The organism is Cellvibrio sp., from assembly GCF_046347455.1.
Taxonomy (GTDB): Bacteria; Pseudomonadota; Gammaproteobacteria; order Pseudomonadales; family Cellvibrionaceae; genus Cellvibrio.
In genome coordinates, this window is the sequence record NZ_JAXMGC010000002.1 from 464416 (window position 1) to 491092 (window position 26677).

Sequence of the window (26677 nt, forward strand, 5' to 3'; positions counted from 1 at the left end):
TGAGGAAATCAAAATGAAAGTTTACGGCGATAAAGAAGTCTGGTTGGTCACTGGCTCACAACATTTATACGGCCCTGGCGTACTGAAACAAGTCGCCGAGAACAGCCAAAAAATTGCAGCGGGTTTAACCGATTCTGCCAATATTTCGATCAAAATTGTTGCGCAAGACACGGTGAAATCTCCGGCGGAAATTTTGGCGGTCGCACAAGCGGCTAATAGCAATCCAAATTGCGTAGGTTTGATTTTGTGGATGCACACTTTCTCTCCCGCAAAAATGTGGATTTCTGGTTTGCGCGCGCTGAGCAAGCCCTACATGCATTTGCACACGCAATTCAACGCTGAATTGCCCTTTGCTGAAATCAATATGAACTTTATGAACCTCAACCAAAGTGCGCACGGCGACCGCGAATTCGGCCACGTGAGCACACGTTTGCGTCAAGAGCGCAAAGTGGTTGTAGGTCATTGGGCAACTGAATCTGTACAAAAGCAAATCGACAGTTGGTGTCGCGTTGCAATGGGTTGGCATGCAAGCCAAACCTTAAAAGTTGCACGCTTTGGCGACAACATGCGTCAAGTTGCTGTGACTGACGGCGATAAAGTGTCTGCACAAATTACCTTTGGTTACGAAGTTCACGCATACGGTTTAGGTGATTTGCAAAAAGTCGTTGATGCCGTTACTGACGAACAAGTTGCTGCACAAATCGAAATCTACAAAAAAGAATACGATGTTAACCCAGCGATTTTTGACGACGAACATCAATATCAAATGCTGAAAAATGAAGCGCGCCTTGAATTGGGCATGTTGAAATTTTTAACAGATGGTGGCTTCGGTGCATTCACCAACTGCTTCGAAAATTTGACAGGTTTAACCAACCTCCCAGGTTTGGCAACTCAGCGCTTAATGGCTGCTGGTTTTGGTTACGGTGGTGAAGGCGATTGGAAAACTGCGGCCATGGTTCATATCTGCAAGGTTATGTCCAAAGGTCGTCAAGGTGGTTCATCCTTTATGGAAGATTACACCTATCACTTTGGTGGTGTTGACCAAGTATTAGGTGCGCACATGTTGGAAGTTTGTCCATCCATCGCAGCTGCAAAACCAAAACTGGAAGTTCACTTGCACACTATTGGTTGCCGCAATGACATCGCACGTTTGATTTTCACCGGCAAAGCGGGCCCAGCCTTGTGCATTTCGTTGATTGATATTGGCACGCGTTTTCGCGTAATCATCAACGAAGTGGATACAGTGACGCCACCACAAGAATTACCAAAATTGCCTGTCGCTAAAGCTTTGTGGGAACCTCGCCCCAATTTGGAAATCTCAGCAACAGCGTGGATCCAAGCTGGTGGTGCGCACCACAGCGCGTACACGCAAGGTGTGACGGCAGATGAAATTGTTGATTACGCAGAAATGGCAGGTGTAGAAGCCTTGGTTATTGATGCAAACACAACTGTGCGTGCATTCAAAACCGAATTGCGCCACAACGCTGCCTACTACCATCTTAAAGACGGCGTATAACGTGCATTTGAAAGATGGTGTTTAATGTTTGTGTGAGAAAGGCGGTGGTTAAACCGCCTTTCTTTTATGAATAAAACGGTACGAATAGAACGACGATTTTTTTAATAATAACAGGAGAACCATAATGAATTTTAAACGACTGACCTTAGCACTTTGTGTTGCAGCAGCTTGCGCACAATCCACTTATGCAGCTGAAACGGCTAGCGCGCCTGCAGCTTCGCAAAAAGCGGCCGCGGTAAAATCTGTAGCCCAATTGGCTATCACTGACGCTCCATTTGGAAAATTGCCTTCTGGTGAATCAACAACTTTGTACACCATGACTAACGCAAACGGTGTAGTTGTTAAAGTGTCCAACTTCGGCGGCACAATTACCTCCATGGTCACGCCCGATAAAAGCGGCAAGATGGCAGATATTCTTTTAGGTTTCGACAGTGTCGATGGTTATTTGCAAAATAAATCGTTCTTCGGATCTATGATTGGCCGTTACGGAAATCGTATTGGTAAATCGCAATTTGTATTAGACGGTAAGACTTACAACTTGGATAAAAACGATGGTGCCAACCATTTGCACGGTGGCAGCCAAGGTTTCTGGGCTGTAATGTGGGATGCAAAATCCTTTAAGACGGCAAATTCTGTTGGTTTAACTTTAACTCGCACCAGCCCAGATGGTGAACAAGGTTACCCCGGTAATTTAAAAGTAACCGTGGTTTATGAGTTGACTAACAACAACGAATTTAACATTACTTACGGTGCAACTACCGATAAGCCAACTCACGTTAATATGACCCAACACCCTTATTTCAACATGGCGGGCAAGGGCAGTATCTTGAATCAAGAGTTGTACATCAATGCGAGCAGATACACGCCTGTTGATAGCGGTTTGATTCCAACAGGTGAGCTTGCTCCTGTTGCAGGCACTCCGTTTGATTTCACTAAGCCACATGCGATCGGCCAAATGATTGGTCAAACCAATGAGCAATTGAAGAACGGTGGTGGCTACGATCACAACTGGGTGTTGAACAAAAAATCCGTTGATGAGTGGGGCTTGGATCTCACCCTGTCAGATCCAGCATCAGGCCGTACTCTGGAAATTTATTCCGATGAACCCGGCATGCAATTTTACAGCGGCAATTTCTTGACCGGAAAAGTGGAAGGCAAAGGTGTGAAGTTTGAATACCGTGGCGCTGTGGTGTTAGAGCCGCAACACTACCCAGATACACCTAACCAACCTAAATTCCCAACCACCTTGTTAAAACCCGGTGAGGAATATAAAAGCAAAATTACTTACAAGTTTGTAACCAAGTAATTTGAGATCAAAAAATAAGGCGCCTTAGGGCGCCTTATTTTTTGATACAGATTTTTGCTGAGTGATCCGAATTAATTTATTTGGAAAGTCTACTGGGTAAGGACCAGCTACGCCAATTAGCTCCATGTTTTTATGCCAAATAATTTAGCTCATCTGTTCGATCAGTGGGATTTCATGTTCCCAAACTGAGAAATAAAAAAAGCCCCTCGCGGGGCTTTTTTATCGATAAGTCATAGGGTTATTAATGACCTACAGCAATACCTTCTTCAATAGCATGGGTTGGCGCTTTTTTGGCTGCGAACGCAAACCAAAGCACGTACAGGTAGCACAGCAGGGGTACTACGAAAGCGATAGAGCGAGCCCCAACGGGGAAGTGCGCAAGGAATTGGTCTACCGCAAAACCATAAAGCACAGAGATGAAGCCACCACCGCAAATCGCCATACACATTAAGCCCGAGGTTGCAGACGCAGGTGCAGTTGAACGCTCGAGGGTTAAGGTGAAGATGGTTGGGAACATGATGGAGTTAAACAAACCGATCATGATGGCTGCGATTGCTGGCAGGAAGCCCATGGTGATTGGAGTGATGTGACCGTGCAACGATACGGTGCCACCGAGCGGGGTTGCTGGCCAGTTGTAAGTCGCGATAACGAATACGCACAAAAAGGTCGCGCCAGTCGCCACAAATGCCAACATGTTGGTTGCATTTACAAAGCGCAACAAAGCCGAACCGGCGAAACGTCCGATCATTGCTAGCAGCATGAAGTAGGGAGCCACGTAACCGGCGATTTGAGCAGGAACGTTCAAAATCGCTTCTTGTTCAAGGAAGAAGATCATGCCGGAGATAACGCAAACTTCCGCACCTACGTACAAGAAAATCCCCAAAGCACCCAAGTTGGCCCATTTGGATTTCAATGCAGAGAAGGGGGATTCGGTGTGAGCTGCCATTTTGGGTGAATGCTCGGCGATGGTGTTGCGAACCAGAAATACAGCAATGGTAAATACGGCTAACACGACAGCAATTAAGAAGTAAACATTGGTTACAAATGACAGGCCTGTGTCCAACAAATCCTGGGTGATAACCACGTCTTTGTGGAACAAAGGGCCATCGAGCAAATACTTCGCGCCTACCCAGCCGCCAACGAACGCACCCAACGAGTTGAATGATTGAGACAAGTTCAAACGGAAGGCTGCACCTTTTTGATCGCCCATAGAGGCAATCAGTGGGTTTGCTGCCACTTGCAACAATGTAATACCTGATGCTGCAACGAACAGGCCGAGCAACACGGTCACGAAACTGTGAGAGAAGGTGGTTGCCCAAGCAATCAAACAGCCAGCGATAATTCCGATCAAACCCAAAATAATAGACTTGGTGTAACCCTTCTTCGCCAAATAGGCAGCCGATGGAATCGACATAATCCCATAAGCAATAAAGAACGCAAATTGGTTGAGCTGCGCCTCCGCGTCGGTGAGGGTGTAAATAACCTTCATACTTTTAACGAGAGGGTCAATTAGGTTGGTTACAAACGCCCAGATGAAAAACAGTGCGGTAATGTAAACAATCGACAGAATTAAACTGCCGCCTTTGGATGGAGTAGTAGACATGTTGTTATCCATTAGTTGATCGCTAGAGGTCTTGGTTATTAGCGGATTTGGGGTCCACGAGTATTGATTTTATTGTTGATATTTGGGGCACCACAATAAGAGGGTGCATATTGCCAGTGCCTTGGGCTTGCTAACAAGCTTGTTGTTCCCTAGGAGCACAAAAAAACGTCCTATTATACTATTAATGTTTTGGGCTATTGAACGGATTTTTGTACAAAACTCACAGGGGAAACAAGAGGTGCAGAGTAAATCATTGTTAATTTACAAAAACCACTCAAATTTGCGTGTTTAAGATTATTAATACATTGGCTTTTAGATTGATATATGTTTATTATAAGACAATTGATTGAGGTTCTTTGTCCCGAGCTAATCATAAGGGTTGCCCCTTTATCTGCTCGGTTTTTGCGATGTTTTGTCGTTGGAGTGTGTAGCAACATTTATTGCTCACACCTTTTCTTGCCGCTATGGGGAAACCCTTAGCGGTTTTTTTATTGCTTAACTATAGTTTTTGTAAGACAAATGATAAAAATAATCATCCATAGTCGGGTTAAAATTCCTAGGCTGCTGGTCACATCATATGAAAAATCCATTACATCCCAACGGGGGCAAGCATGAGAAAAATAATAGTCTTCACTGCATGTATTTTGGCGATGCAGAGCCAAGTATCTTCGGCAACTGAACTTTTTCCACTGAGTGATGTTCGCCTTACCTCTAGCCCATTCTTGGATGCTCAAACCACGGATCTTCACTATTTGATGGCCTTAGAGCCGGATAAATTGGCCGCGCCCTTTTTGCGTGAAGCTGGCCTAACTCCTAAACAGGAAAGTTACGGCAACTGGGAATCGTCAGGTTTGGATGGGCACGTGGGCGGGCACTACCTTACGGCCTTAGCTCTCATGTACGCATCAACGAGTGATACGGAGGTTTTGCGCCGCTTGAACTATTTCGTCGCCGAATTAAAGCGCGCGCAAGATGCAAATGGTGATGGCTACGTCGGCGGTATTCCCGGCGGTAAAGACGCATTCAATCAGATTGCTCAAGGCAAAATGCAGGCAGATAACTTTTCAGTAAACGGAAAGTGGGTCCCTTGGTACAACTTGCACAAGACTTTTGCTGGTTTACGTGATGCCTACAAATACGCGGACAACCAAGACGCCAAACAAATGTTTATTCGCATGTCCGATTGGGCATTGGCGCTCACCAATCATTTAACCGATGAGCAAATGCAGGCCATGATGCGCAGCGAGCACGGCGGAATGAACGAAGTTTTTGCTGATGCTTATGCGATCACGCAAGATCAAAAATACCTGACGCTGGCCGAGCGCTTTTCCCATCAAGTGATTTTGAATCCGCTTAAACAAGATCAGGACAAACTCACTGGCTTGCATGCCAATACCCAAATTCCCAAGGTCATCGGCTTCAAGCGCATCGCCGATTTAACGGGCAAAAAGGATTACCAAGAGGCTGCCCAGTTCTTCTGGCAAACGGTGCATGACCACCGCACTGTGGCCATTGGCGGCAACAGCGTGAAAGAGCATTTTCACGATGATAAAGATTTCTCCAGCATGATTAATGAAGTGGAAGGGCCTGAAACCTGCAACACCTATAACATGCTGAAACTTACGGAAATGCTGTATCTGACCGATAGCAAAGTAAGTTATGCCGACTATTACGAGCGCGCGCTCTACAACCACATTCTGGCCTCACAACGCCCCGAAACTGGCGGCTTTGTGTACTTCACCCCCATGCGCCCAAACCATTACCGCGTTTACTCGCAAGTCGATAAAGCCATGTGGTGTTGTGTGGGTTCGGGTATTGAAAGCCATGCAAAATACGGCGAGTTTATCTATGCGCACGACGGCGATGATCTCTACCTCAACTTGTTTATCCCGTCGACCTTGAACTGGCGTGAAAAGAATATCGAGCTGGTTCAAAACACCGTCTTCCCCGACGAGGAAAGCTCGCACATCACTATCAAGAGCAACAAAAAGTTCACTTTGAAAATCCGCTACCCGCAGTGGGTGGCGAAAGATGAGCTGAAAATCACTATCAATAAAAAGCCGGTGAAAGTTTCTGCGCAGCCGGGCGAGTATGTGAGCTTGAATCGCAGCTGGCGTAAGGGCGACAAGATTGATGTGACACTGCCAATGAAAACCCACCTGGAACAAATGCCGGATCAGTCCAACTACTACGCGCTTTTGCACGGCCCGATTGTATTGGCCGCAAAAACCAATCCTTTCCCTAGCGAAAAGCTCAATTACTTGGCGGATGACTCGCGTATGGGGCACATAGCCCAAGGGCAGCTGTGTCCTTTAGAAGCCGCGCCGCTGTTTGTGAGCGATTCGACGGACTTTATGGCCAAGATAAAACCAGTTCCTGGTAAACCCTTAACCTTCACCGCACCAGACGTGGTAAAGGGACCTAATTCGGCTTCGCTAGAGTTCATTCCATTCTTCCGCCTGCACGATTCCCGCTACAGTCTTTACCTGCCTTATACGACGCCGGAGAATTTGGTCGGTTTGCAAGCAGAAATGGCTCGTAAAGAAGCTGAGCGCATGGCTCTAGATGCAATCACTGTCGATCAAGTTGCACCGGGCGAGCAGCAGCCTGAGTCTGACCATTTCTTTAAGGCCGACCGAACCGATACTGGCATCACCAAAGGTATGCGCTGGCGTAACACCAAGGCGTGGATGAGTTACGAGTTGAATGACAAAAAACTCGAAGCCAAAACCTTGCGGTTGAGCTTTGCCAAAGCAGACGCAGGTAATGAGTTCGATGTGTTGGTAAACGATAAATTGATCAAATCCATCAAGCTAACAGCGGACGCTCAGCAGGATATTTACACCATCGATTACGCCATTCCAGAAAGTCTGGTACGTGCCTCCAAGGGTAAGCTGATTGTTAAGTTTGTGGCTCACCAAGGCTCAAAAGCGGGCAGTATTTATGGCTTAAGGGTATTAAAAAAATAGCAAAAATAATAAAAAAAACTCAAAAGACATAGTTGTAGCTCCGCTATGTCTTTGATTTATATGATTAAAATGATTGTAAAGTTGTGTTGTTTTTCGCAATCTTTTGTTTTCAATTATCCTAGTGTGTTTACATTCAACCCAGTGTGTAACCGCCACTTGTCACTATTAGTCACAATGACTTTAACTTTTTGCATGTTTTTCTTTTCTTATTGAAAGTTGGATAAAGTTTGTTCTACATTCATTTTGCGCTCCCCCTCAGGGCGTACCGTCGATTGCCTCTATTGGTTCATATCATGACGGGGAATGGATGCCATCAGCCCGATAAAAAATAATGAATGGGTGATGGTCGCAATCGACATCAACCTGGACAAACCGTTTTCGACATTCCAATACATTTTGCGTATGCAGGGTTCTGTTGGTCTGTGGGATTGGGTTTGACTAGTCAATCCATTAAATGAGAGATGCAAGATGAAAAACACAATAAAAAGAGTGCTACCCCGAGTTAGTCAGGTTTTAGGTTTTGTTGCTGTATCAGCTGGTTTGCTGGGGCTTGGCCAAGCGGCTAGCGCGCAAACGATCAGCTCTAACACAACCGGAACCAACAACGGTTTCTACTATTCCTTCTGGACTGACAAGCCGGGTTCGGCTTCGATGACCTTAGGCTCTGGCGGAAACTACTCAACCTCCTGGAGCAACACTGGCAACTTTACCGCAGGTAAAGGCTGGGCGACAGGCGGCCGTAAAGTGGTGAACTTCTCTGGAAGCTTCAATGGTGGCAGCAACGGGTACCTGGCCGTTTACGGTTGGACCAAAAACCCCTTGATTGAGTATTACATCGTTGAAAACTACGGTAGCTGGACCCCACCAGGCGGTACCTCTTTGGGTACATTCACGTCTGACGGTGGTACTTACAACATCTACAAAACCACTCGCGTTAACCAACCTTCGATTATTGGTACTGCAACCTTTGACCAATACTGGAGCGTTCGTACTTCCAAGCGTTCAAGCGGTTCGGTTACTACTGGTAACCACTTTGATGCGTGGAAGGCTAAAGGTTTGAACATGGGTTCTACTTGGGACTACATGATTATGGAAACCGAGGGTTACCAAAGTAGCGGTAGCTCAAACATTACCGTGAGCGAAGGCACCAATACTGGTGGTGGTAGCTCAAGCTCTGCAGCGGGTGGTAGCAAAACCATCGTTGTACGCGCTAAAGGTTCAGCGGGTGGCGAAAGCATCACTCTGAAAGTAAACGGCACCGCGGTTCAAACTTGGACCTTGTCGACCACTATGACCAACTACACGGCGACTACCAGTTTGAGTGGCGGTACTTTGGTTGAGTACACCAATGACTCTGGTAACCGCGATGTTCAAGTGGATTACATCAGCGTTAACGGTTCTGTTCGTCAATCTGAAGCCCAAACCTACAACACCGGTGTTTACCAAAACGGTGCTTGTGGCGGCGGCAACGGCTTGAGCGAGTGGATGCACTGTAACGGCGCTATTGGTTACGGCAACATCTAAGTTGTTTGTTTGATTAAGGCCAGCCCTTCGGGGTTGGTCTTTTTATCGCCTTAAAAATGTGAAAACAAACACTGCGAGAAGCCTATGTCCACTTCCCCTCAATCTGGCGCTGTCAAACTTGGCTCGATAAAAGCGCTCATTATTGCCGCTTGCATAGGTGCTTTGCTGGCATATTCAGTTCAGCTTTTTATTGTCGACTCATCAGACCAGACACAAAAAATCTTGTTGATGGAAAACAGGATTAAGGCGCTTGAAGCCTTGCTAGATAAAAAAGATCAGGAATTAAAAAACAATAACTGGCTATCGCTGCAAAGCCGCAGTCTCAATAGCCCTAAGCTCCCGCTTACAAAATCGTCCAGCCAGACCGCCGCTGGTTCACCTCAGGTACAAGACGAGGAAGGGCAATTCGCGGCAGCTGCGCCTATAGATGTAAGCCAAACCTTAAAAGATTTGGGTACACGTTCGGTGGATGATCCCCGTTCGTTTGCCGAAAAAGTCAGCGATTTGTTGGCGAACGACGCATCGCAAGAGAAGCTTGCGATTGTCAGCAAGGGTATATATGACATGGCAAATGATCGGGAAAACATGCCGGACTATGCCTTGCAATCGCTTTACAACAAACAATCAGACCCAGACGTAAAACGGACTATTGCTCAAGTATTGTCCCAGCGCGGTAATAACGCGCTTATGGAAAATCACTTATCAGATGCTCGCAACCAGCTGAAAAGCGAGAACCCGGTAGAGCGCCAGCACGCGCTGCAAAACTTGGCGAAAACCCATTATGCGAATGCAGTAAATGTCATTGCACCCATGCTGCATGATGCGGATATCAATGTGCGTTTGGATGCGCTTCTGGCTATGCGCGCTACGGGAAATCAGTCTCACTTGAGGTTGGTGGAGGCCCTTGTGAACGATCCTGACCCTGCGATTAGTTCGCTGGCAATTGATGTGGCTGGGCAGTTGCGCAATCTGAGTGACAGTGCGCGAACCAGTTTGTCGAGTGCGGATATAGCGGCTGAGCTGCCCATCCTGCCGCACCCTTAAGGTATTACCCTAGCGTTAACCGAGTTACACCTGCTGTTTTTGAGCGAGAGTCACATCTCGCTCGTTTTTCCCTCCCAAGGCTGTCTTCCCGCGTCCCCAGCTTTACAAATTCCAACACACCCGCCGCCGTGTCGTGTGGTGACTGGTCGTTCATCTATGATATAAATATATATGATAATACATATAGACTAGCCCTCTTCGTTGAAGAAGGTCTGGGTCATTCATAACAAAAAATCCCATACAGAGAGAAAAATCCATGAGAAAACTTTACGTCGGCATGACCTGCTTGCTGCTGGTGTCTTGCGCCAAAAATACCCCGCAAGACATTACTAGCCCGGATAAACATCTTCAGGTTCACCTGAGCCAAACAGAGCAGGGTACGCTGCAATACAGCGTCTTGCGCGATGGCAAGCCTGTTATCAAAACCTCATCGCTCGGTTTGGAGTTGAGCGACGCTGACTTCACTAAAGGTCTGAAGATTAAAAGCACATCGCCCCTTAAAGCGGTAAGCGATGACTATGAAATGATGGTGGGTAAAAAGCACAAGATCCAATACCGCGCCAACGAGCAAACTATCACCCTTAATAATGCGGGCGGGCAGGAGATTCAGGTGACCTTCCGTCTCTCTAACGACGGTGTTGCGTTCCGTTACCAAGTGCCTAACCCTTCCAAAAAGCATCTGCAATTTAAAAACGAAACCACCAGTTTCAGTTTTGCTGAAAACACCAAAGCCTGGATGCAATCCATGGCCGTTGCTCAAACAGGCTTTGCTAATACCAACCCTTCCTATGAAGAAACCTATTTAACGGATATTCCGGTGGGTACAGCTTCACCAAGCCCGGCCGGTTGGGTTTTCCCCGCGCTCTACAAAACTGATGATACTTGGGTAGCCATCACGGAAGTGAACATGGATGGCAGCTTCCACGCCTCGCGTCTGCAAGCTGATTCCGCTAAAGGCGAATATAAAATTGGCCTGCCTATGGCTGCCGAAGTCTTCACCGGTGGAAACCTCTTGGCTGAGAGCGATAAAGATTTAGTATCACCTTGGCGCGTATTGGCGATTGGTAGTTTGCCAACGCTGATGGAATCCACCTTGGGTACCGACCTTGCTGACCCTGCGATTGCGTTCGATAAAAACTTGGTTCAACCGGGTCATGCATCCTGGAGCTGGGCAATCTTAAAAGACGATTTCACTGTGTTCGATGTACAGAAAAAGTTCATCGACTATGCCGTGGACATGAAATGGGATTACACCCTGATCGATGCCGATTGGGATAAAAAAATCGGCTATGAAAAAATGAAAGAGTTGGTGGATTACGCCAAGACTAAAAACATCGGCATCATTCTTTGGTACAACTCTTCGGGAGATTGGAACGGCACCCAAATGAGCCCAAAAAGTAAATTGCTGACGCATGAGCAACGCGTAAAAGAATTTGCTTTGTTGCGTGAAATGGGCGTGAAAGGCTTGAAAATCGATTTCTTCGGCGGCGACGGTCGCTCCATGATTGCTTACTACATCGACATTCTGAAAGATGCGGCGGCGGAAGGTTTGCTGATCAACTTCCACGGCGCGACCTTGCCGCGCGGCTGGCAGCGTACCTATCCAAACCTCATGACTATGGAAGCCATCAAAGGCTTTGAGTTCACCACCTTCACTCAAGCGAATCAGGACGCCGTACCAGCTCACGCGGTCATGGCTGCGTTCGCGCGCAACCTGTTTGACCCTATGGACTTTACACCCATGGCGTTTGGCGATATCCCCAACATCAAACGCGCAACGCGAAATGGCTTTGAAATTGCGGAATCAGTACTGTTCCTCTCCGGCATTCAGCACTTTGCGGAAATCCCCGAAGGCATGGCGACCGCACCTGATTACGTGAAAGCCTTCTTGCAAGATTTGCCGCGTTCCTGGGATGACGTGAAGTTCTTAGATGGCGTTCCTGGCAAGTATTTGGTGGTTGCACGTAAGTCTGGCGACAGCTGGTATTTGGCCGGTTTCAATGGCGATGCGGCCGATGTGAGCCTCACCTTGGATTTGAGCTTTATCGGCAACAAAAAAGCGATGTTGATTACCGATGGCGCAACCGAGCGTGAATTTACCCAAACTGAAATCGGTACGGATAAAGCTACCGCAATCACCATTAAATCTCACGGTGGTTTCGTGGCTGCCTTTAAGTAGCTTGAGGGTACAGCCCCTTTTTTAGTGTGTTCAGGCTCTATCAGAGCTGTATATCAAACCCGTACTTCGTGAGAGGTACGGGTTTTTTCTTATGCAAATCAACCGTGCCAGACCATAAGGTTGGGGAAAAAGCAGCCTTTTTCTTGAAAGATTAAGCATCTCAAAAAATTTTTCTTGCCATGAAGGGGTTTTTTAGGTCAAATACGCAGAAAATGTAACCGATTACTTTTTTTGGGAAATGTCTGCCCGTTGCAAATTATAATAATGCTTCAAAATGGTGCAAAATGGCTGATTTTACAGAATATTTGCTATATTTATCGGATTTTTAATTGAATAATTATATTGATTTAACGAAAACCTACTATCAAATAAATGTAATCCGTTTCATTTTCAGTGTTTGGCAACAAAAGATTTGACGCGTAAATAGGTTTTTTAACGTTAGTTTCTTTTCTTAACCCAAGTTTTCGGGGCGTTCAAAGCCCGTGTTCCGAATTGCTGCGAGCTACTGCAATAGCAACCAGCAAAAGCTCTTAAAACGAAGAGCTGTTTTTACCTGATTGAGCTGCAGAGCTGCTGTGATTGGGTGCTTGATGTAATACAAAAAAGTGGTTCCTCACATATAACAAAGGAGATCTCCATGAATAAATCAAAAAGCTTTAAGCGAACGGTGTTGGCGACGTCCATAGCGTCGCTGGCATTGACTGGTTTCACCAGTGTGACGTTCGCGCAAGAGGATTTGGCAGTTGAAGAAATTGTTGTACTCGGCGTAAAGGGTGCTCAAGAAAGCGCTGTAAACTCCAAGCGTTCGGCAGCCAGTGTCGTTGATTCTATTGCAGCTGAAGATATCGGCAAGTTGCCTGATGCCACTATTTCCGACTCATTGCAGCGTATCCCGGGTATCCAAATTCGTCGTAGCGCCGGCGAGGGCGGTAGCGTAAATGTTCGTGGTTTGCCGCAAGTAAATACCTTGTTGAACGGCGAGTCTTATTTAGGTGCCAACTCAATCGTATCTGCGCAGCCTAACTTTGGTGATATTCCATCGCAATTGTTGAAGGGCGCTGATGTCATTAAAGCTCCAACAGCAAATATTTTGACTGCAGGTTTGACTGGTACTATTGATTTAAAAACGCGCCGTCCTTTTGATTTTAAAGATGATGGTTTTACTACCGCGTTAGGTGCAGAGGTTTCAACCGGCACCACCACTCGCGAGACAGATCCTAGCGTTAATGGTCTTATTAACTGGAAAAATGACAAAGTTGGTATTCTGGTTGGTGGTGTTTACTCCAAATCTAACTTATCAAACCAATACGCTGGTCCTGCTGGTGGCGGTTATGGTTGGGTGCAGCTGGTTGGCTTGCCGTCTGATCCCAACAAAGACCACCTTTATGCGGGGCCAGAAGGTTTCGATGCGTTTAACAAAGTGACTGAGCGCGAGCGTACCGGCTTGAACATTTCTGGTCAGGTCGATTTAGGTGAAGGGTTTCAGTTAATCACTGACTTTTTCTATACAAAGCAAGACGAATACAATCGTCAGGTTGGTTTGGCGGCTGAAAATAAATGGGCTAGCTTTAACTACTTCACTGTTCCTGCAGGTGCCGCAGTTCCTCAGGGTGGCTTGGGTAACTTTGTAGCGACCAAGGCTTATGACGCAACTGTTTCTCGTATCCAAAGTTACTCCGAAAATAACGAGTACTTCTCCAGATCACAAGACTTTAACATTGAATTGAAATACGACAATGGCGGTCCATTCACCTCCAATGTACGTTTCATTAAGGGCCATGCTTCACAATCTAATATCAACAGTTACTTCCAAAGCGATTTGTTCAGCGGTGACGCTAGCAACACCAACGTATGGACTGATGATGACAAAAACGCACCGGGTACCGGGAAGGGTATTCGTATTCCTGGCTCATGGGTAAAACCAAACCCTTATGGTTGGACGGGTAAAGCGAACATCCTCGTAGACTATCGCGGCGCGGATCCGGTGTGGTCTGGCTGGAATAACAAAGTGACTGGCCCTAAAGGTCCAAACGCTACTATTGCTGATTACATTAGCGATATTAAATCGTACAACACTGCTGCAATCAGTTCTGAAAACAATTACGACAGAACCGGTGACTTGACTGTGTTCCGTGCCAACGGCAGTTACAAATTTGACGAAGGTTTCATTACCAGTATCGACGCGGGTGTACGGCTTTCCAAGCGTGATGTTGTGGATGACGAATGGCATGGTACATCGACTTTCTATCCAGGTGCCTTGAGGAAAGACGGTACTGTAAACGCGGCTGGTTGTGACGCGCGTTGGAAGGCGACCGATGTTCGCTTTGATGGTGACTGTCAAGTAGGTGAGATGGTTGATGGCAAGTGGGTTCCGTTCACTGCCGTTGGTTATGTGCCGATGTCAGACTTCAAAACGATAAAAGTATCTGAATACGGCGACGTAAAAGGTATTCCACCGGTTTATGCGGTTGATCCAAATAGCATGGATGATATCCCAGGCTTCCATAAGAAGTTTTACGGTAACTTTAACCACAGCGTGAACCCAGGCGATTCTTTCATTGTAGGTTTGAATGAGCAGTCAGAGTTTGTTCAATTCAATTTCAAACAAGATATCTTCTCCGGTAACTTGGGTGTTCGTGTAATCGAAACCGAACTCAATGTTAAACAAAATATCACCGGTGACGGTCGTAGTTACGGTTTAGCGAGCGTTGACAACGGCGATCGTTATACCAGCCGTTCTTACACAGATGTGTTGCCAGCGTTCAACATTGCAGCAGATGTGACAGACGATATTAAGCTGCGCGCTGCGTGGTCTAAAAATGCTACTGCGTTGGATTTGGATCAGTACGGAAAATCACTTAGCGTTGGTTACACCATTGATCAAGTTGATAACAATATTCACCGCGTAACAGGCGTTGATTTCAAAGGCAACCCGGCATTGGATCCATGGCGCTCAACTAACATGGACTTTTCTGCGGAGTGGTATACGGCTCCAGGTAGTTTGTTAAGCATCGGCTTGTTCAAAGTTGATATCGACAGCTTCCCAGTCACTGTTGAAACTCAAGAAGAGTGGCCAGATTTAGACGGTATCGTTCGTCGCACCACCAAAGTCAGCAGAAAGTCACAAGGTTCAGGCGGTACTGTTAAAGGTCTGGAGTTGGGTGCGAAACAAGCGTTTGATTTCTTGCCTGGCTTCTGGTCGCATTTCGGTGTTGATGCTAACTACACTTACTCTCCTTCTGAAAATACTTATCAAAAGGATATTAACGGTAAGCATCCAGAGTTTAACGACAACTCTAAAAACCAATACAACTTGGTTGCTTGGTATCAAAACGAAGGTTTGCAAGCGCGTATCGCTTACAACTATCGTAGTGAGCGCTTCACTGGCGAAAACAAAAGTGGTTTGTTGGGTTACCAAGAAGCGACTACTTATGTTGATGCAAGCGTAAGCTATGATATCAATGACAGCATGACTGTTTCATTGAATGGTTCTAACATTACCGGCGAGAAAGAAAGATACTATCTCGGTACTCCAGACCAATTCATTTATGAATCAGTGTATGAGCCACGTTACACGCTTGGTTTAAGAACCAAGTTCTAATATGGGTTTGTTGTCTGATTAGATCGTAAAAAAACCACCTTGGCGCTTGCTAAGGTGGTTTTTTTATTTGCGAAACTAGTTGTTACGGTTGAGTATTTTATGGTGAGCAAACATATAAATTCCGTTGTTATAGTGGGTGGCGGAACAGCGGGTTGGATGACTGCGGCAAGTCTGTCCAAAGCCTTTGCCCATTTGCCTATATCATTTTTGCTTGTTGAGTTTCCAACCATTGGAACTGTTGGTGTAGGCGAGGCAACCATTCCAACGATTCGCGAGTTTTACCAAAAGCTCGGTATGCACGATATTGATGTGATGCGCGCAACCAACGCAACTTGTAAGCTTGGTATTGAATTTCAAAATTGGAATTCAATTGGTTCATCTTTTTTTCACCCGTTTGCGTTATACGGGCAGTCGGTGCGCGGCGTACCGTTTCATCACTATTGTATGAAATTACGAGCCTCTGGTTATAAAGCTGATATCAGTGAATTTTCGCTGGGTGTTCAGTTAGCGAAAAGTGGAAAGTTTACTTTTCCGTCAGAAAATCCGCCGTCGACAATGTCGGTATTTGATTGGGCGTTGCATTTTGATGCGGCTTTATTTGCAGACTATTTAAAGGATTTTTCAATTAAAAATGGGGTAAAGCATGTCGCCGACAAAGTGGTTAGTGTTAACTTGCGAGCCGATGATGGATTTATTGAAAGTTTGAGTCTTGAACGTGGCGAAAAAATTAACGGTGATTTATTTATTGATTGCTCTGGTTTTCAAGGATTGTTGATTGAGGGAGCATTAAAAACCGGATACGAGGATTGGTCGCAATGGTTGCTTTGTGATAGGGCGGTAGCCGTTCAAAGCGAGAGTCACGAAATACCCTTGCCTTATACAGTTTCAATCGCCGAAAAAGCCGGGTGGCGCTGGAAAATCCCACTGCAGCATCGTGCCGGTAATGGCCATGTCTACAGTAGCAATCACATCAGCGATGATGAGGCTACTGATTGTTTGGTAAAAAATATTGACGGTAAATTATTAAACAACCCTCGCATCATTAAATTTACCCCAGGTCGTCGAAAAAAAGCGTGGAATAAAAATTGTATTGCAGTTGGTTTGTCTTCAGGATTTTTGGAGCCACTTGAGTCTACCAGTATTGCGCTCATAGAGTTGGCGATAGATAAAATCCGTTTATTTTTTCCTGACATGAGTTTTAACGAAGATGTGGTCACAGAATTTAATTACCGAACTCAAGTGGAATACGAGCGCGTTCGGGATTTCGTTATTTTTCATTACAAAGCAAGTAACAGGACAGATTCAGAATTTTGGACTTACTGTCGTGCAATGAGTGTTCCGGACGAGCTATCCTATAAGAATCGCCTGTTTAAATCCCGTGGGCATTTAGTTAAATATCCGCACGAGATTTTCCAGGCATCTAGTTGGACGTCAATCTACAACGGATATAACTATTTGCCGGATAATTATGATCCGCAAGCGGATTATTTTAGCAATGCTTACCTGCTAAATGTGTTTGAGGAAATGCGCGCTTCTGTTAAAAGCACGGTTGAGCAATCCCAGTCGCACAACGAGTTTCTGAATTATATTTCCGGCATTGATCCTTAACGAACGGATTGGCTATTTCCTGTTAAGGGTATTTTGAATTGTAGTCTCTATGTTGGAAAATAATTCAGCAAAAATAAAGCACTTAACGGGCAACGAGCTAGCATTGTAATAGCTTTTCAACCTCTTAAATCAGGATAAAACAGGATGAATTTCACTCCTATAAAAAATATAATTATCGTCGGTGGTGGAACATCCGGCTGGATGGCTGCTGCAAGTCTTTCTAAATTTTTAAGTCACAAGAATATCGAAATACATTTAGTAGAATCAAATGAAATTGGCACTATTGGGGTAGGTGAAGCCACCTTACCCGGCATTCTCGATTTTAATAATTCGCTTGGAATAGACCAAATAGATTTTATAAAAAAAACTAAAGCGACCTTTAAGCTTGGTATTGAGTTTAACGATTGGAAAAATATAGGCACTAGATTCTTTCATCCTTTCTCGAACTACGGGCAGCCTTTAGGCGGCGTAGACTTTTATCAAATTTGGCAAGTCTTATTTAAACAAGGAAAAGCATCAGCGCTGGAGAATTATTGCCTGCCCTCAATACTTGCACGCCAAAATAAATTTTCCCAGCCCAACCCGAACACCACATCCCCACTAGCAAACTATCATTATGCTTTTCATTTTGATGCATCCCTGTACGCCAACTATTTGAGGGATTATTCTGAAGCTCGCGGCGTAATTCGTCATGAAGATAAAGTGACGGGGGTCAATCTCGCAGACAATGGATTTATTGCAGGAATTAAGCTTGAGCATGCAGGAGATTTGGCCGGCGATTTATTTATAGATTGCACAGGATTTAAAGGTTTGTTAATCGAAGGTGCGCTGAAAACCGGTTATGAAGACTGGTCGGAATGGTTGCCTGTTAATAGCGCAGTGGCTGTTCAAAGCGAAAGCACAACAGAGCCTACATCCTATACAAAAACAACCGCGTTGGAAGCCGGATGGAAATGGAAAATTCCTTTGCAACACCGTATAGGCAACGGCTATGTTTATTGCGACAAATTCATTAGTGATGCAGATGCAACTCAAAAGCTGCTGCTTTCACTCGATGGAAAACCTCTCACTACGCCGAAGGTAATCAAATTCATCACAGGCCGCAGGAAAAAGTTCTGGAACAAAAATTGTGTTGCCTTGGGTTTATCCAGCGGCTTTCTGGAACCACTGGAATCAACCAGCATTTCCTTGATTCAAACAGGCATTAGCAAGCTTTTGATGTTTTTCCCCGATAATTCATTTAATGAAAACGACATGGACGAGGCCAATCGTTTAGCGCAAGTAGAAATGGAACGCATCCGGGATTTCATACTGCTTCATTACAAACTATCACAACGTAATGATTCTCCGTTTTGGAATTACGTTCAGGAAATACCCATCCCTGAAGCACTGCAGCAAAAAATAAACATGTTTAAGCACCGCGGCCACTTAATTAAGAATGAAGGTGAATCATTCGGAGATGCGAGTTGGATTAGCATTTACAACGGTTTCAATATTATTCCCGAAACATTTGATCTTAGAGTAGAGCAGTTCAATATCAGTGCTCTTGGCCAACAATTGGAAAAAATTGAAACCACTATTAAAGATGCTGCGAGTTATGCGCTACACCACCAAGCCTTCATTGATAAATATTGCAAAGCAGATCTATAGGTTTACGACTTTATTTGTTTAATCTAACCGTCTAATGCCATCGTGAATACGAGCGACTCGTATTTGCTATTGACGGCCTATTTTTAATTGCCGTTTCCTTGCTTGCGAATAATGCAAAGTATTTCATTGTTTTGAATCATGAAATTGCGGTCATTTTGGCAATTTTAAACGTTTTAAGTTTTATTTAAGCTGCCTTATTGACAGCGCTGTCAGGTGGCTCTAGAGTAGCGTCCACGAGTTGATAAAGCAGTTTGAATTTCAGGCTGGCTTTGATTGTGACCGTCTCTCACCGTCGATGTCTGGTTGATGCATCGACGTCTCCCTCTTGCCCTTAGCATTGCGAAGGGCTTTTTTTTTGCCTTGACCATGGGCTCGCCTGCGAAAAACCTCGGTTTTTGGGTTTTCTGACCCTAGGTTATTTCTTTTATAGCTGGCATAATCGTGCCCCCCGATTTTTGGGCTCGGGTGCCTTTTGCGCATTTCCTAGGCCCAGCCTACGTGTTTCTAGGACTGTAGAGACACACCCTATTGTTATCAGAGGATTAACATGCAACCAGCTATAAAGCCACGCAATCCCAATTTTTCATCTGGCCCCTGCAGCAAGCGTCCGGGTTACAGTTTGGATCAACTGGATGTTTCTACTCTTGGCCGCTCGCATCGTTCCACTATTGGTAAAGCCGCGTTGCAGCGCGCGTGTGAAGACACCGCAGAATTGCTTGGTTTGCCAGCAGGTTACCGCGTAGGTGTAGTGCCAGGTTCAGATACAGGTGCGGTAGAAATGGCAATGTGGTCGCTCTTGGGCGCACGTGGTGTGGATATTCTGCAATGGGAATCTTTCGGTAAAGGTTGGCTGAGTGACGCCACCAAAGAATTGAAACTGATCGTTAACGCGCACGAAGCGGATTACGGTTTTTTGCCAGATTTGAGCAAAGTGAATTTTGATAACGATGTTATCTTCACTTGGAACGGCACTACCTCTGGCGTGAAAGTACCTAACGGTGATTGGATTCCAGCTGACCGTAAAGGCCTGACCATTTGCGACGCAACCTCTGCGGTATTCGCGATGGAAATGCCTTGGGAGAAGTTGGACGTAATTACCTTCAGCTGGCAAAAAGTGCTCGGTGGTGAAGGCGCTCACGGTATGTTGATCCTGAGCCCTCGCGCCGTAGAGCGTTTGGAAACTTACAAACCCTCTTGGCCAATGCCAAAGCTGTTCCGTATGACCAGCGGTGGCAAAGTACAAGAAGGTATTTTTAAGGGCGACACCATCAACACGCCATCTATGTTAGCTGTTGCTGATTATTTGGATGCCTTGGATTGGGTTCGCTCAATCGGTGGCGTAAAAGAAACTATCGCGCGTTCTAACGCAAACCTTGCTGTGTTGGAAAAATTTGTTGCTGCGAATGACTGGATTAGTTTCTTACCGCAATTGCCAGAAACGCGTTCAAACACGTCAGTATGTTTTGTGTTGAAAGCAACCGCAGATCAAGTAAAAGCCATGATCAAATTGCTGGATAAAGAAGGTGTTGCCTACGACATTGGCGCCTACCGCGATGCTCCAGCAGGCTTGCGTATTTGGTGCGGTGCAACCGTTGATGCAGCTGATTTGGAAGCCTTGTTGCCTTGGTTGACTTGGGCTTATCAAGAAGCCACTAAAGGTTAATGATCGCTTAAACCTTTGAGGGCTGTGTTTTTACACGGCCCTTTTTGTTTAAAGCTTTATGACTAGGTTGTTTAAAGCTTTACGATTAGGTTGTTTAAAGATTTACGATTATTGTTTCGATATTTTACGAATTATCTAAGCGATTCATTTATCGCATCGAAGAAGGAAAAAAATTATGTTCAAAATAAAAACCTACAACACAATCTCCATTAAAGGTTTGAGCCGTTTTGGTCGCGACAAATATGAAGTTGCCAGTGATATTGGCGCACCGGATGCGTACATCCTACGTAGCCATAAATTGCATGGTGAGCCTTTGCCTGCGAGCGTAAAAGCAGTTGCGCGCGCGGGCGCAGGTACTAACAACGTTCCGGTTGCGGATTACACCAAGCAGGGCGTTGTGGTATTCAATTCACCTGGCGCAAACGCTAACGCGGTAAAAGAATTGGTGCTCACTGGCATGTTGCTCGGCTCGCGCGGAATTCTTCCAGGCATGGCTTATGTGAATGGTTTGACACACATGACCGACGCTGAAGAAATGTCTAAATTGTTGGAAAAAGAAAAATCCAATTTCGCCGGTTTTGAGTTGCAAGGTAAAACTTTAGGTATCGTCGGCTTGGGCGCAATCGGTTCTATGATTGCAGATGCCGCTTTGGCACTCGGTATGAACGTGGTTGGTTTTGACCCTGCGCTTTCTGTAGAAGCTGCATGGCGTTTACCGAATCAGGTTGCCAAAATGGAAAATCTGCAATCACTTTTGGCGCGCGCTGATTACGTGACTTTGCACGTTCCTGCTATTGAAGCGACCAAACACATGATCAATGCCGATACCTTAAAGGTCATGAAGAAAGGTGCTGTGCTTTTAAACTTTGCGCGTGAAGCCATTGTTGATGCGCATGCGGTTGTTGCCAGTTTGGATGCAGGACATTTGGGTAAATACATTTGTGATTTCCCAGAGCCAATTTTGCTGAATCGCTCAGACGTTTATGCCATGCCGCACATCGGCGCGAGTACTGAAGAAGCCGAAGAAAACTGCGCAATTATGGCAGCAGACCAGTTGATGGATTACTTGGAAAACGGCAACATCAAAAACTCAGTAAACTTCCCCGCCGTGGCAATGGATCGTGCAGCAAATACTGGCGCACGCATTACATTCTCTAACGAAAATGTCTCTGGCGTTTTAGGTCATGTGCTGTCGGTATTGGCGGATAACAAAGTCAATGTTATCGACATGGTCAACAAAAGCCGTGGCGAAGTTGCTTACAATATTATCGACGTTCAACAAGCGCCGTCTGCCGACGTTGTAGATGCGATAAAGAAAGTTGAGCATGTAATCGCGGTTCGTATTATTTAATCCATCCAATCACTTCTGGCCAATCACTCTCAGCCAGTGATTGGCTAGGAGTGATCTTCATGTACAAACTCGTTTTTTTCGTTCTTGAATCCCATCTCGAATCCGTCAAATCTGCGGTCTTTGCTGCAGGTGCCGGCGCTATTGGTAACTACGATCAATGTTGTTGGCAGGTTTTAGGGCAAGGGCAGTTCCGGCCATTGGCAGGTAGCAATCCTTATCTTGGGCAAGCTCACAAACTGGAAGTCGTGGCGGAATATCGCGTCGAAATGGTCTGTGCGGACGAGCGTATCGCGCAAGCCGTTACTGCCTTTCGCGCAGCGCATCCCTACGAAGAACCTGCAATCGACGTTTGGAAATTGTCGGAGCTGAGCCTATGAACCGCGAGTTTTGGGATAGGCTAACAACCGCGTTAAAACCTGCCGCGAACAACCCATCGTTCACGGGCGAATTTCCAAAACAAGCCGCCGTTATGGTGCTCATTACGGACGAAATTTCTCCCAAGATTATTTACACCCTACGCGCCAAACACCTCAACCAACATGCCGGCGAGGTTTGCTTTCCCGGCGGTAAATGGGAAGTGCAAGATACATCTTTATTGAATACTGCCTTGCGCGAAACTCATGAAGAAATTGGCTTAGCGCCCGCGCTGGTAGATGTGTTGGGCGCGCTGCCCGCACGAGCGACTAAGTCAGGGGCGATGGTGCAACCCTTTGTGGGAAAAATTCCTCCCGATTGCCGATTCCAACTCAACCATCACGAGTTAGAAGTCTTGTTCTCAGTACCGCTCGCTGCCTTTCAGCAAGGTATTCAAGTTCGAACCGATATCTTTGAACGCAACGGTCAGCGCTTTAGAATGCCGGCTTATGTGTATGAAAACTACGAGATTTGGGGCTTTACGGCGGGCGTTACTGCCGATCTCTTAAAAGTGGTGTCCGGCGCCTAGCTTGGTTCGCACTAATCGAAAACGCTATTTGACTTAATTCCATCCTCTGCCAATATGGACATGCGCTTATAAAAATGGCTCCACAAGATTCAGACCGCTAACAACAAATAAGGCTGATCTGGCGCAGGTTCTCCATAGATGGCATCACCCCAATGCCTGCTCTTTCATCCCACTATAAGGTAATTTAAGGATGAGCAACATAAAACTACCCTTACGCGATATAGAGTTCGCGCTCTTTGAACTTCTGCATTTTGAAGATCATTACGCTAAGTATTGCCCGAGTTTGGACCGCGATTTAACCAAGGCGCTACTCGCTGAAAATGCGCGCTTTTGCGAAGATGTTTTGGCACCGCTAACGGCAATCGGTGATAGCGAAGGCTGCAGAATTGTCGACTCCAAGGTGATAACGCCACGGGGTTTTAAAGAGGCTTACAAGCAGTATTGCGATGCGGGCTGGCCCTCACTCGCGCGTTCAGCAGCCTACGGTGGCCAAGGCTTACCCCAATCTTTGGGGATAGTTGCAAATGAAATGTCCGCTACTGCCAATTACGCGTGGACCATGTACCCAGGTTTGTCGCAGGGCGCGATGCATACCATTGAATCCCATGGTTCGGACGAGCAAAAGCAAACCTATTTACCGCCACTGATTTCCGGCCAGTGGACCGGCACCATGTGCCTGACTGAAGCGCATTGCGGCACTGATTTGGGTATGCTCAAAACCAAAGCTGTTCCGCTTGAAGGTGGTCGCTATGCCATTACCGGAACCAAGATTTTTATTTCCTCTGGCGATCACGATCTCGCTGAGAATATCGTTCACATAGTGTTAGCGCGTTTACCTGACGCACCTGCGGGAACAAAAGGGATTTCACTCTTTATTGTTCCGAAATATCTACCCAACGCCGACGGTGGTTTGGGCGCGCACAACGGCGTTAAGTGTGCGTCGCTCGAGCACAAAATGGGTATTCACGGTAACGCAACCTGTGTGTTGAATTTCGAGGGTGCAGTTGGGACTTTGTTGGGCAAGGTAAACAAAGGGTTAAACCTGATGTTTACCTTTATGAACTTGGCGCGCCTGGGCGCTGCGTTGCAAGGTATTGCCCACGCGGAAGCGGGCTACCAAGCTGCGCTCAATTACAGTCGGGAGCGCTTGCAAGGGCGGTCTTTATCGGGCGTAAAAAATCCAGCGGGAACAGCAGACCCGATTATTTCGCACCCCGATGTGCGCCGCATGTTGCTGACCCAAAAAGCCCTGAGCGAAGGTATGCGCATGATGGCTTACTTCGCGGCCAAGCGTGTCGATATTGCCCAGCATGGACATTCCGAAAACGATCGCCAAATGGCACAAGAGATGTTGAGTGTAATTACACCCATCGCCAAAGGTTTTATCACAGAGTTGGGGTTTGAATCGGCGAATTTGGCGTTGCAATGTTTTGGTGGCCACGGATACATCAAAGAATATGGCGTTGAGCAGAATGTGCGGGATTGCCGAATTGCATCGCTCTATGAGGGAACCACGGGTGTTCAAGCGCTCGACCTATTGGGCCGAAAAATTTTGTTATCCGATGGCAAGTTAATGGAAGGTTTCACTAAATGTATTCAGTACTTTTGCCAAGATCCTACAAACGCACCAGAATTGTCGCCCTACGTTGAAACTTTGGCTAGACTACTTAATGAATGGTTGGGGGTGACAGAGCGCATAGGTGCGCGTGCGCAGCAAAACCCCGATGAAGTAGGCGCAGCATCGGTCGATTACCTTATGTATTGCGGCTATATTTTCATGGGTTACTTGTGGGCGCGTGCGGCAAAAACGGCTTTAGCGGCATTGACAACCACGAACGAAGAACACGATTTTTACCGCGCAAAACTCACAACAGCGCGTTTTTATTTTGAGCGCATTCTGCCCAGAACACTCAGCCTTGTCGCCACCATGAACTCTGGCGCAGGCAATTTAATGGAGTTGCCTGCTGAGCATTTTGCGTTTTAGCGATTACTGCTTTGATCAATGCTTTTGACCATTACATAACAAGAATTAGGAGCACTAAATGCCGTTGAATTATCACCGTACGATCCCCGATGTGTTTGCCGAGGCTTGCCAGCAATACGCTGACAGTCCTGTGTTTACCTGTATGGATCGCACCATCAGTTTTCGCGAGCTAGATGATCTCAGTGGTAAGTTTGCGGCCTATTTGCAACAGCACACCAATTTAAAACCTGGCGATCGTATTGCCATTCAGTTGCCCAATATTTTGCAATATCCCATCAGCGTGTTCGGTGCGCTACGTGCGGGTTTAGTGGTAGTAAATACCAATCCTTTGTATACGCCCCATGAAATTAAACACCAGTTAAATGATTCCGGTGCAAAAGCGTTGGTGGTGCTGGCTAACATCGCGAAGAATGCATCCACCATTATTCAAGAAACGGGCGTCGAGCAAGTGATAGTCACAGAGCTTGCTGATATTCATTCGCCGCTAAAACGTTTGCTGATTAACTCGGTTGTTAAATACGTTAAAAAAATGGTGCCGGAATTTTCTTTTCCGAATCAGATTAGTTACCGCAAAGCACTCTCATTGCCACAAAAAAATTGGCAAACCGTCGCGCGGGATCCAGAAGATGTTGCCGTATTGCAATATACCGGTGGTACTACGGGCGTAGCCAAGGGTGCGATGCTTACGCACAGAAATTTGGTTGCGAATATGTTGCAGTTGAACGAACACATGGTAAGTTCGTTCCGCAGAAATCAAGAGCTTTATATTGCGCCGCTCCCGCTCTACCACATCTATTCATTTACGATTCACTGCACATCCGCAGTGTCGCTTGGCAATCACAGCGTGTTGATTCCAAACCCGCGCGACATTAAAACCTTTGTTGAAACGCTCAAGAAATATCCCTTCACTTTATTTGTGGGTTTGAACACTTTGTTTAACGCCTTGCTGCGTAATGAAGAATTTCAAAAACTGGATTTCAGCCCGCTGCATTTAACCTCATCTGGCGGCATGGCTCTAACCGCAGAAACGGCGAGTAAATGGCGCGAACTTACCGGCAGCCCTATTACTGAAGGCTACGGTTTAACAGAAACCTCTCCCGTGGTTTGCAGCAATCAGGTGGATGCCGTGCAATACGGAACCGTTGGTCGTCCATTGCCTGATACTGAATGCAAAGTGGTCGATGAAAATGGCAACAGCTTGCCATCGGGCGAAGCGGGTGAATTATGTATTCGCGGCCCGCAAGTGATGAAAGGCTATTGGCAACGCCCTGAAGCCACGGCAGAAGTTATTGATAGCGAAGGCTGGTTTAAAAGTGGTGATATGGCTGTAATAGCAGCCGATGGTTACATCAAAATTGTTGACCGCAAAAAAGACATGATTAACGTATCAGGCTTTAAGGTTTACCCCAACGAAGTTGAAGATATATTAGCGAGTCACCCGGATATTATTGAAGCGGCTGTTATTGGTGTACCGGATAAAGAAGGCAGTGAAACTGTTAAAGCCTTTGTAGTGTGTTCAAATCCCGATTTGGATGTGAAGGCGGTGCGCGATTTTGCGAAAACAAAATTAACGGCCTACAAGGTTCCGCATCAAATTGAATTCTGTAAAGACTTACCCAAAACCAACGTGGGTAAAATATTGCGCCGTGAATTGCGCGATAAAGAAATTGCTAAGCAAGCGTGAGCATCTGGCGCGTGATATTTGCGGCAAGATTTTTAATAGAGTCGTACTCCAT

16 protein-coding genes are annotated in these 26677 nt (G+C 46.1%); 15 read left to right on the top strand and 1 reads right to left on the bottom strand.

Annotated features, from left to right (window positions below; genetic code table 11):
• Positions 1-13 precede the first annotated feature (13 nt).
• Positions 14-1516 carry an L-arabinose isomerase gene (araA, locus tag U1F02_RS05900; RefSeq protein ID WP_409989439.1) on the top strand — a complete coding sequence of 501 codons (1503 nt, stop codon included), beginning with the start codon at positions 14-16 and terminating at the stop codon, positions 1514-1516.
• 124 nt (positions 1517-1640) lie between these two features.
• Positions 1641-2822: an aldose epimerase family protein gene (locus U1F02_RS05905; RefSeq protein WP_409989440.1), complete on the top strand. Its 1182-nt coding sequence runs from the start codon at positions 1641-1643 to the stop codon at positions 2820-2822.
• Between the two features lie 241 nt (positions 2823-3063).
• On the opposite strand, the gene U1F02_RS05910 is transcribed toward U1F02_RS05905, so the two are convergent.
• Entirely contained in the window at positions 3064-4425 is a 1362-nt protein-coding gene (locus U1F02_RS05910) for an MFS transporter (RefSeq protein ID WP_409989441.1), read from the bottom strand.
• 611 nt (positions 4426-5036) lie between these two features.
• Here U1F02_RS05910 and U1F02_RS05915 point away from each other — a divergent pair.
• The 13 genes from U1F02_RS05915 to U1F02_RS05975 all read left to right on the top strand — a co-directional run bounded on the left by U1F02_RS05915 (position 5037) and on the right by U1F02_RS05975 (position 26625).
• The gene (locus U1F02_RS05915; RefSeq protein WP_409989442.1) at positions 5037-7394 is read left to right on the top strand and encodes a beta-L-arabinofuranosidase domain-containing protein; all 2358 of its coding nucleotides are present in this window, start codon (positions 5037-5039) and stop codon (positions 7392-7394) included.
• Positions 7395-7862: 468 nt separating this feature from the next.
• Complete coding sequence (locus tag U1F02_RS05920) at positions 7863-8918, top strand: glycoside hydrolase family 11 protein (RefSeq protein WP_409989443.1); 1056 nt, start codon at positions 7863-7865, stop codon at positions 8916-8918.
• 84 nt (positions 8919-9002) lie between these two features.
• On the top strand, positions 9003-9962 hold the full coding sequence (locus U1F02_RS05925) for a HEAT repeat domain-containing protein (protein WP_409989444.1): 960 nt from the start codon (positions 9003-9005) through the stop codon (positions 9960-9962).
• Between the two features lie 256 nt (positions 9963-10218).
• Positions 10219-12141 (top strand): glycoside hydrolase family 97 N-terminal domain-containing protein, encoded by a 1923-nt coding sequence (locus U1F02_RS05930; RefSeq protein ID WP_409989445.1) that lies wholly within the window; start codon positions 10219-10221, stop codon positions 12139-12141.
• Positions 12142-12778: 637 nt separating this feature from the next.
• Positions 12779-15742, top strand: coding sequence for a TonB-dependent receptor (locus U1F02_RS05935; RefSeq protein ID WP_409989446.1), 2964 nt, complete (start codon positions 12779-12781; stop codon positions 15740-15742).
• A gap of 99 nt (positions 15743-15841) precedes the next feature.
• On the top strand, positions 15842-17350 hold the full coding sequence (locus tag U1F02_RS05940; RefSeq protein ID WP_409989447.1) for a tryptophan halogenase family protein: 1509 nt from the start codon (positions 15842-15844) through the stop codon (positions 17348-17350).
• A gap of 144 nt (positions 17351-17494) precedes the next feature.
• Positions 17495-19000 (top strand): tryptophan halogenase family protein, encoded by a 1506-nt coding sequence (locus tag U1F02_RS05945; RefSeq protein WP_409989448.1) that lies wholly within the window; start codon positions 17495-17497, stop codon positions 18998-19000.
• 547 nt (positions 19001-19547) lie between these two features.
• On the top strand, positions 19548-20663 hold the full coding sequence (locus U1F02_RS05950) for a phosphoserine transaminase (RefSeq protein WP_409989449.1): 1116 nt from the start codon (positions 19548-19550) through the stop codon (positions 20661-20663).
• A 175-nt stretch (positions 20664-20838) separates the two neighbouring features.
• On the top strand, positions 20839-22014 hold the full coding sequence (locus U1F02_RS05955) for a phosphoglycerate dehydrogenase (protein ID WP_409989450.1): 1176 nt from the start codon (positions 20839-20841) through the stop codon (positions 22012-22014).
• A gap of 59 nt (positions 22015-22073) precedes the next feature.
• Positions 22074-22391, top strand: coding sequence for an NGG1p interacting factor NIF3 (locus tag U1F02_RS05960; RefSeq protein WP_409989451.1), 318 nt, complete (start codon positions 22074-22076; stop codon positions 22389-22391).
• Positions 22388-22957: a CoA pyrophosphatase gene (locus U1F02_RS05965; protein ID WP_409989452.1), complete on the top strand. Its 570-nt coding sequence runs from the start codon at positions 22388-22390 to the stop codon at positions 22955-22957. The genes U1F02_RS05960 and U1F02_RS05965 overlap by 4 nt, the downstream gene beginning before the upstream one ends.
• A gap of 190 nt (positions 22958-23147) precedes the next feature.
• On the top strand, positions 23148-24941 hold the full coding sequence (locus U1F02_RS05970; RefSeq protein WP_409989453.1) for an acyl-CoA dehydrogenase C-terminal domain-containing protein: 1794 nt from the start codon (positions 23148-23150) through the stop codon (positions 24939-24941).
• Between the two features lie 58 nt (positions 24942-24999).
• Positions 25000-26625 carry an AMP-binding protein gene (locus tag U1F02_RS05975; RefSeq protein ID WP_409989454.1) on the top strand — a complete coding sequence of 542 codons (1626 nt, stop codon included), beginning with the start codon at positions 25000-25002 and terminating at the stop codon, positions 26623-26625.
• Positions 26626-26677 lie beyond the last annotated feature (52 nt).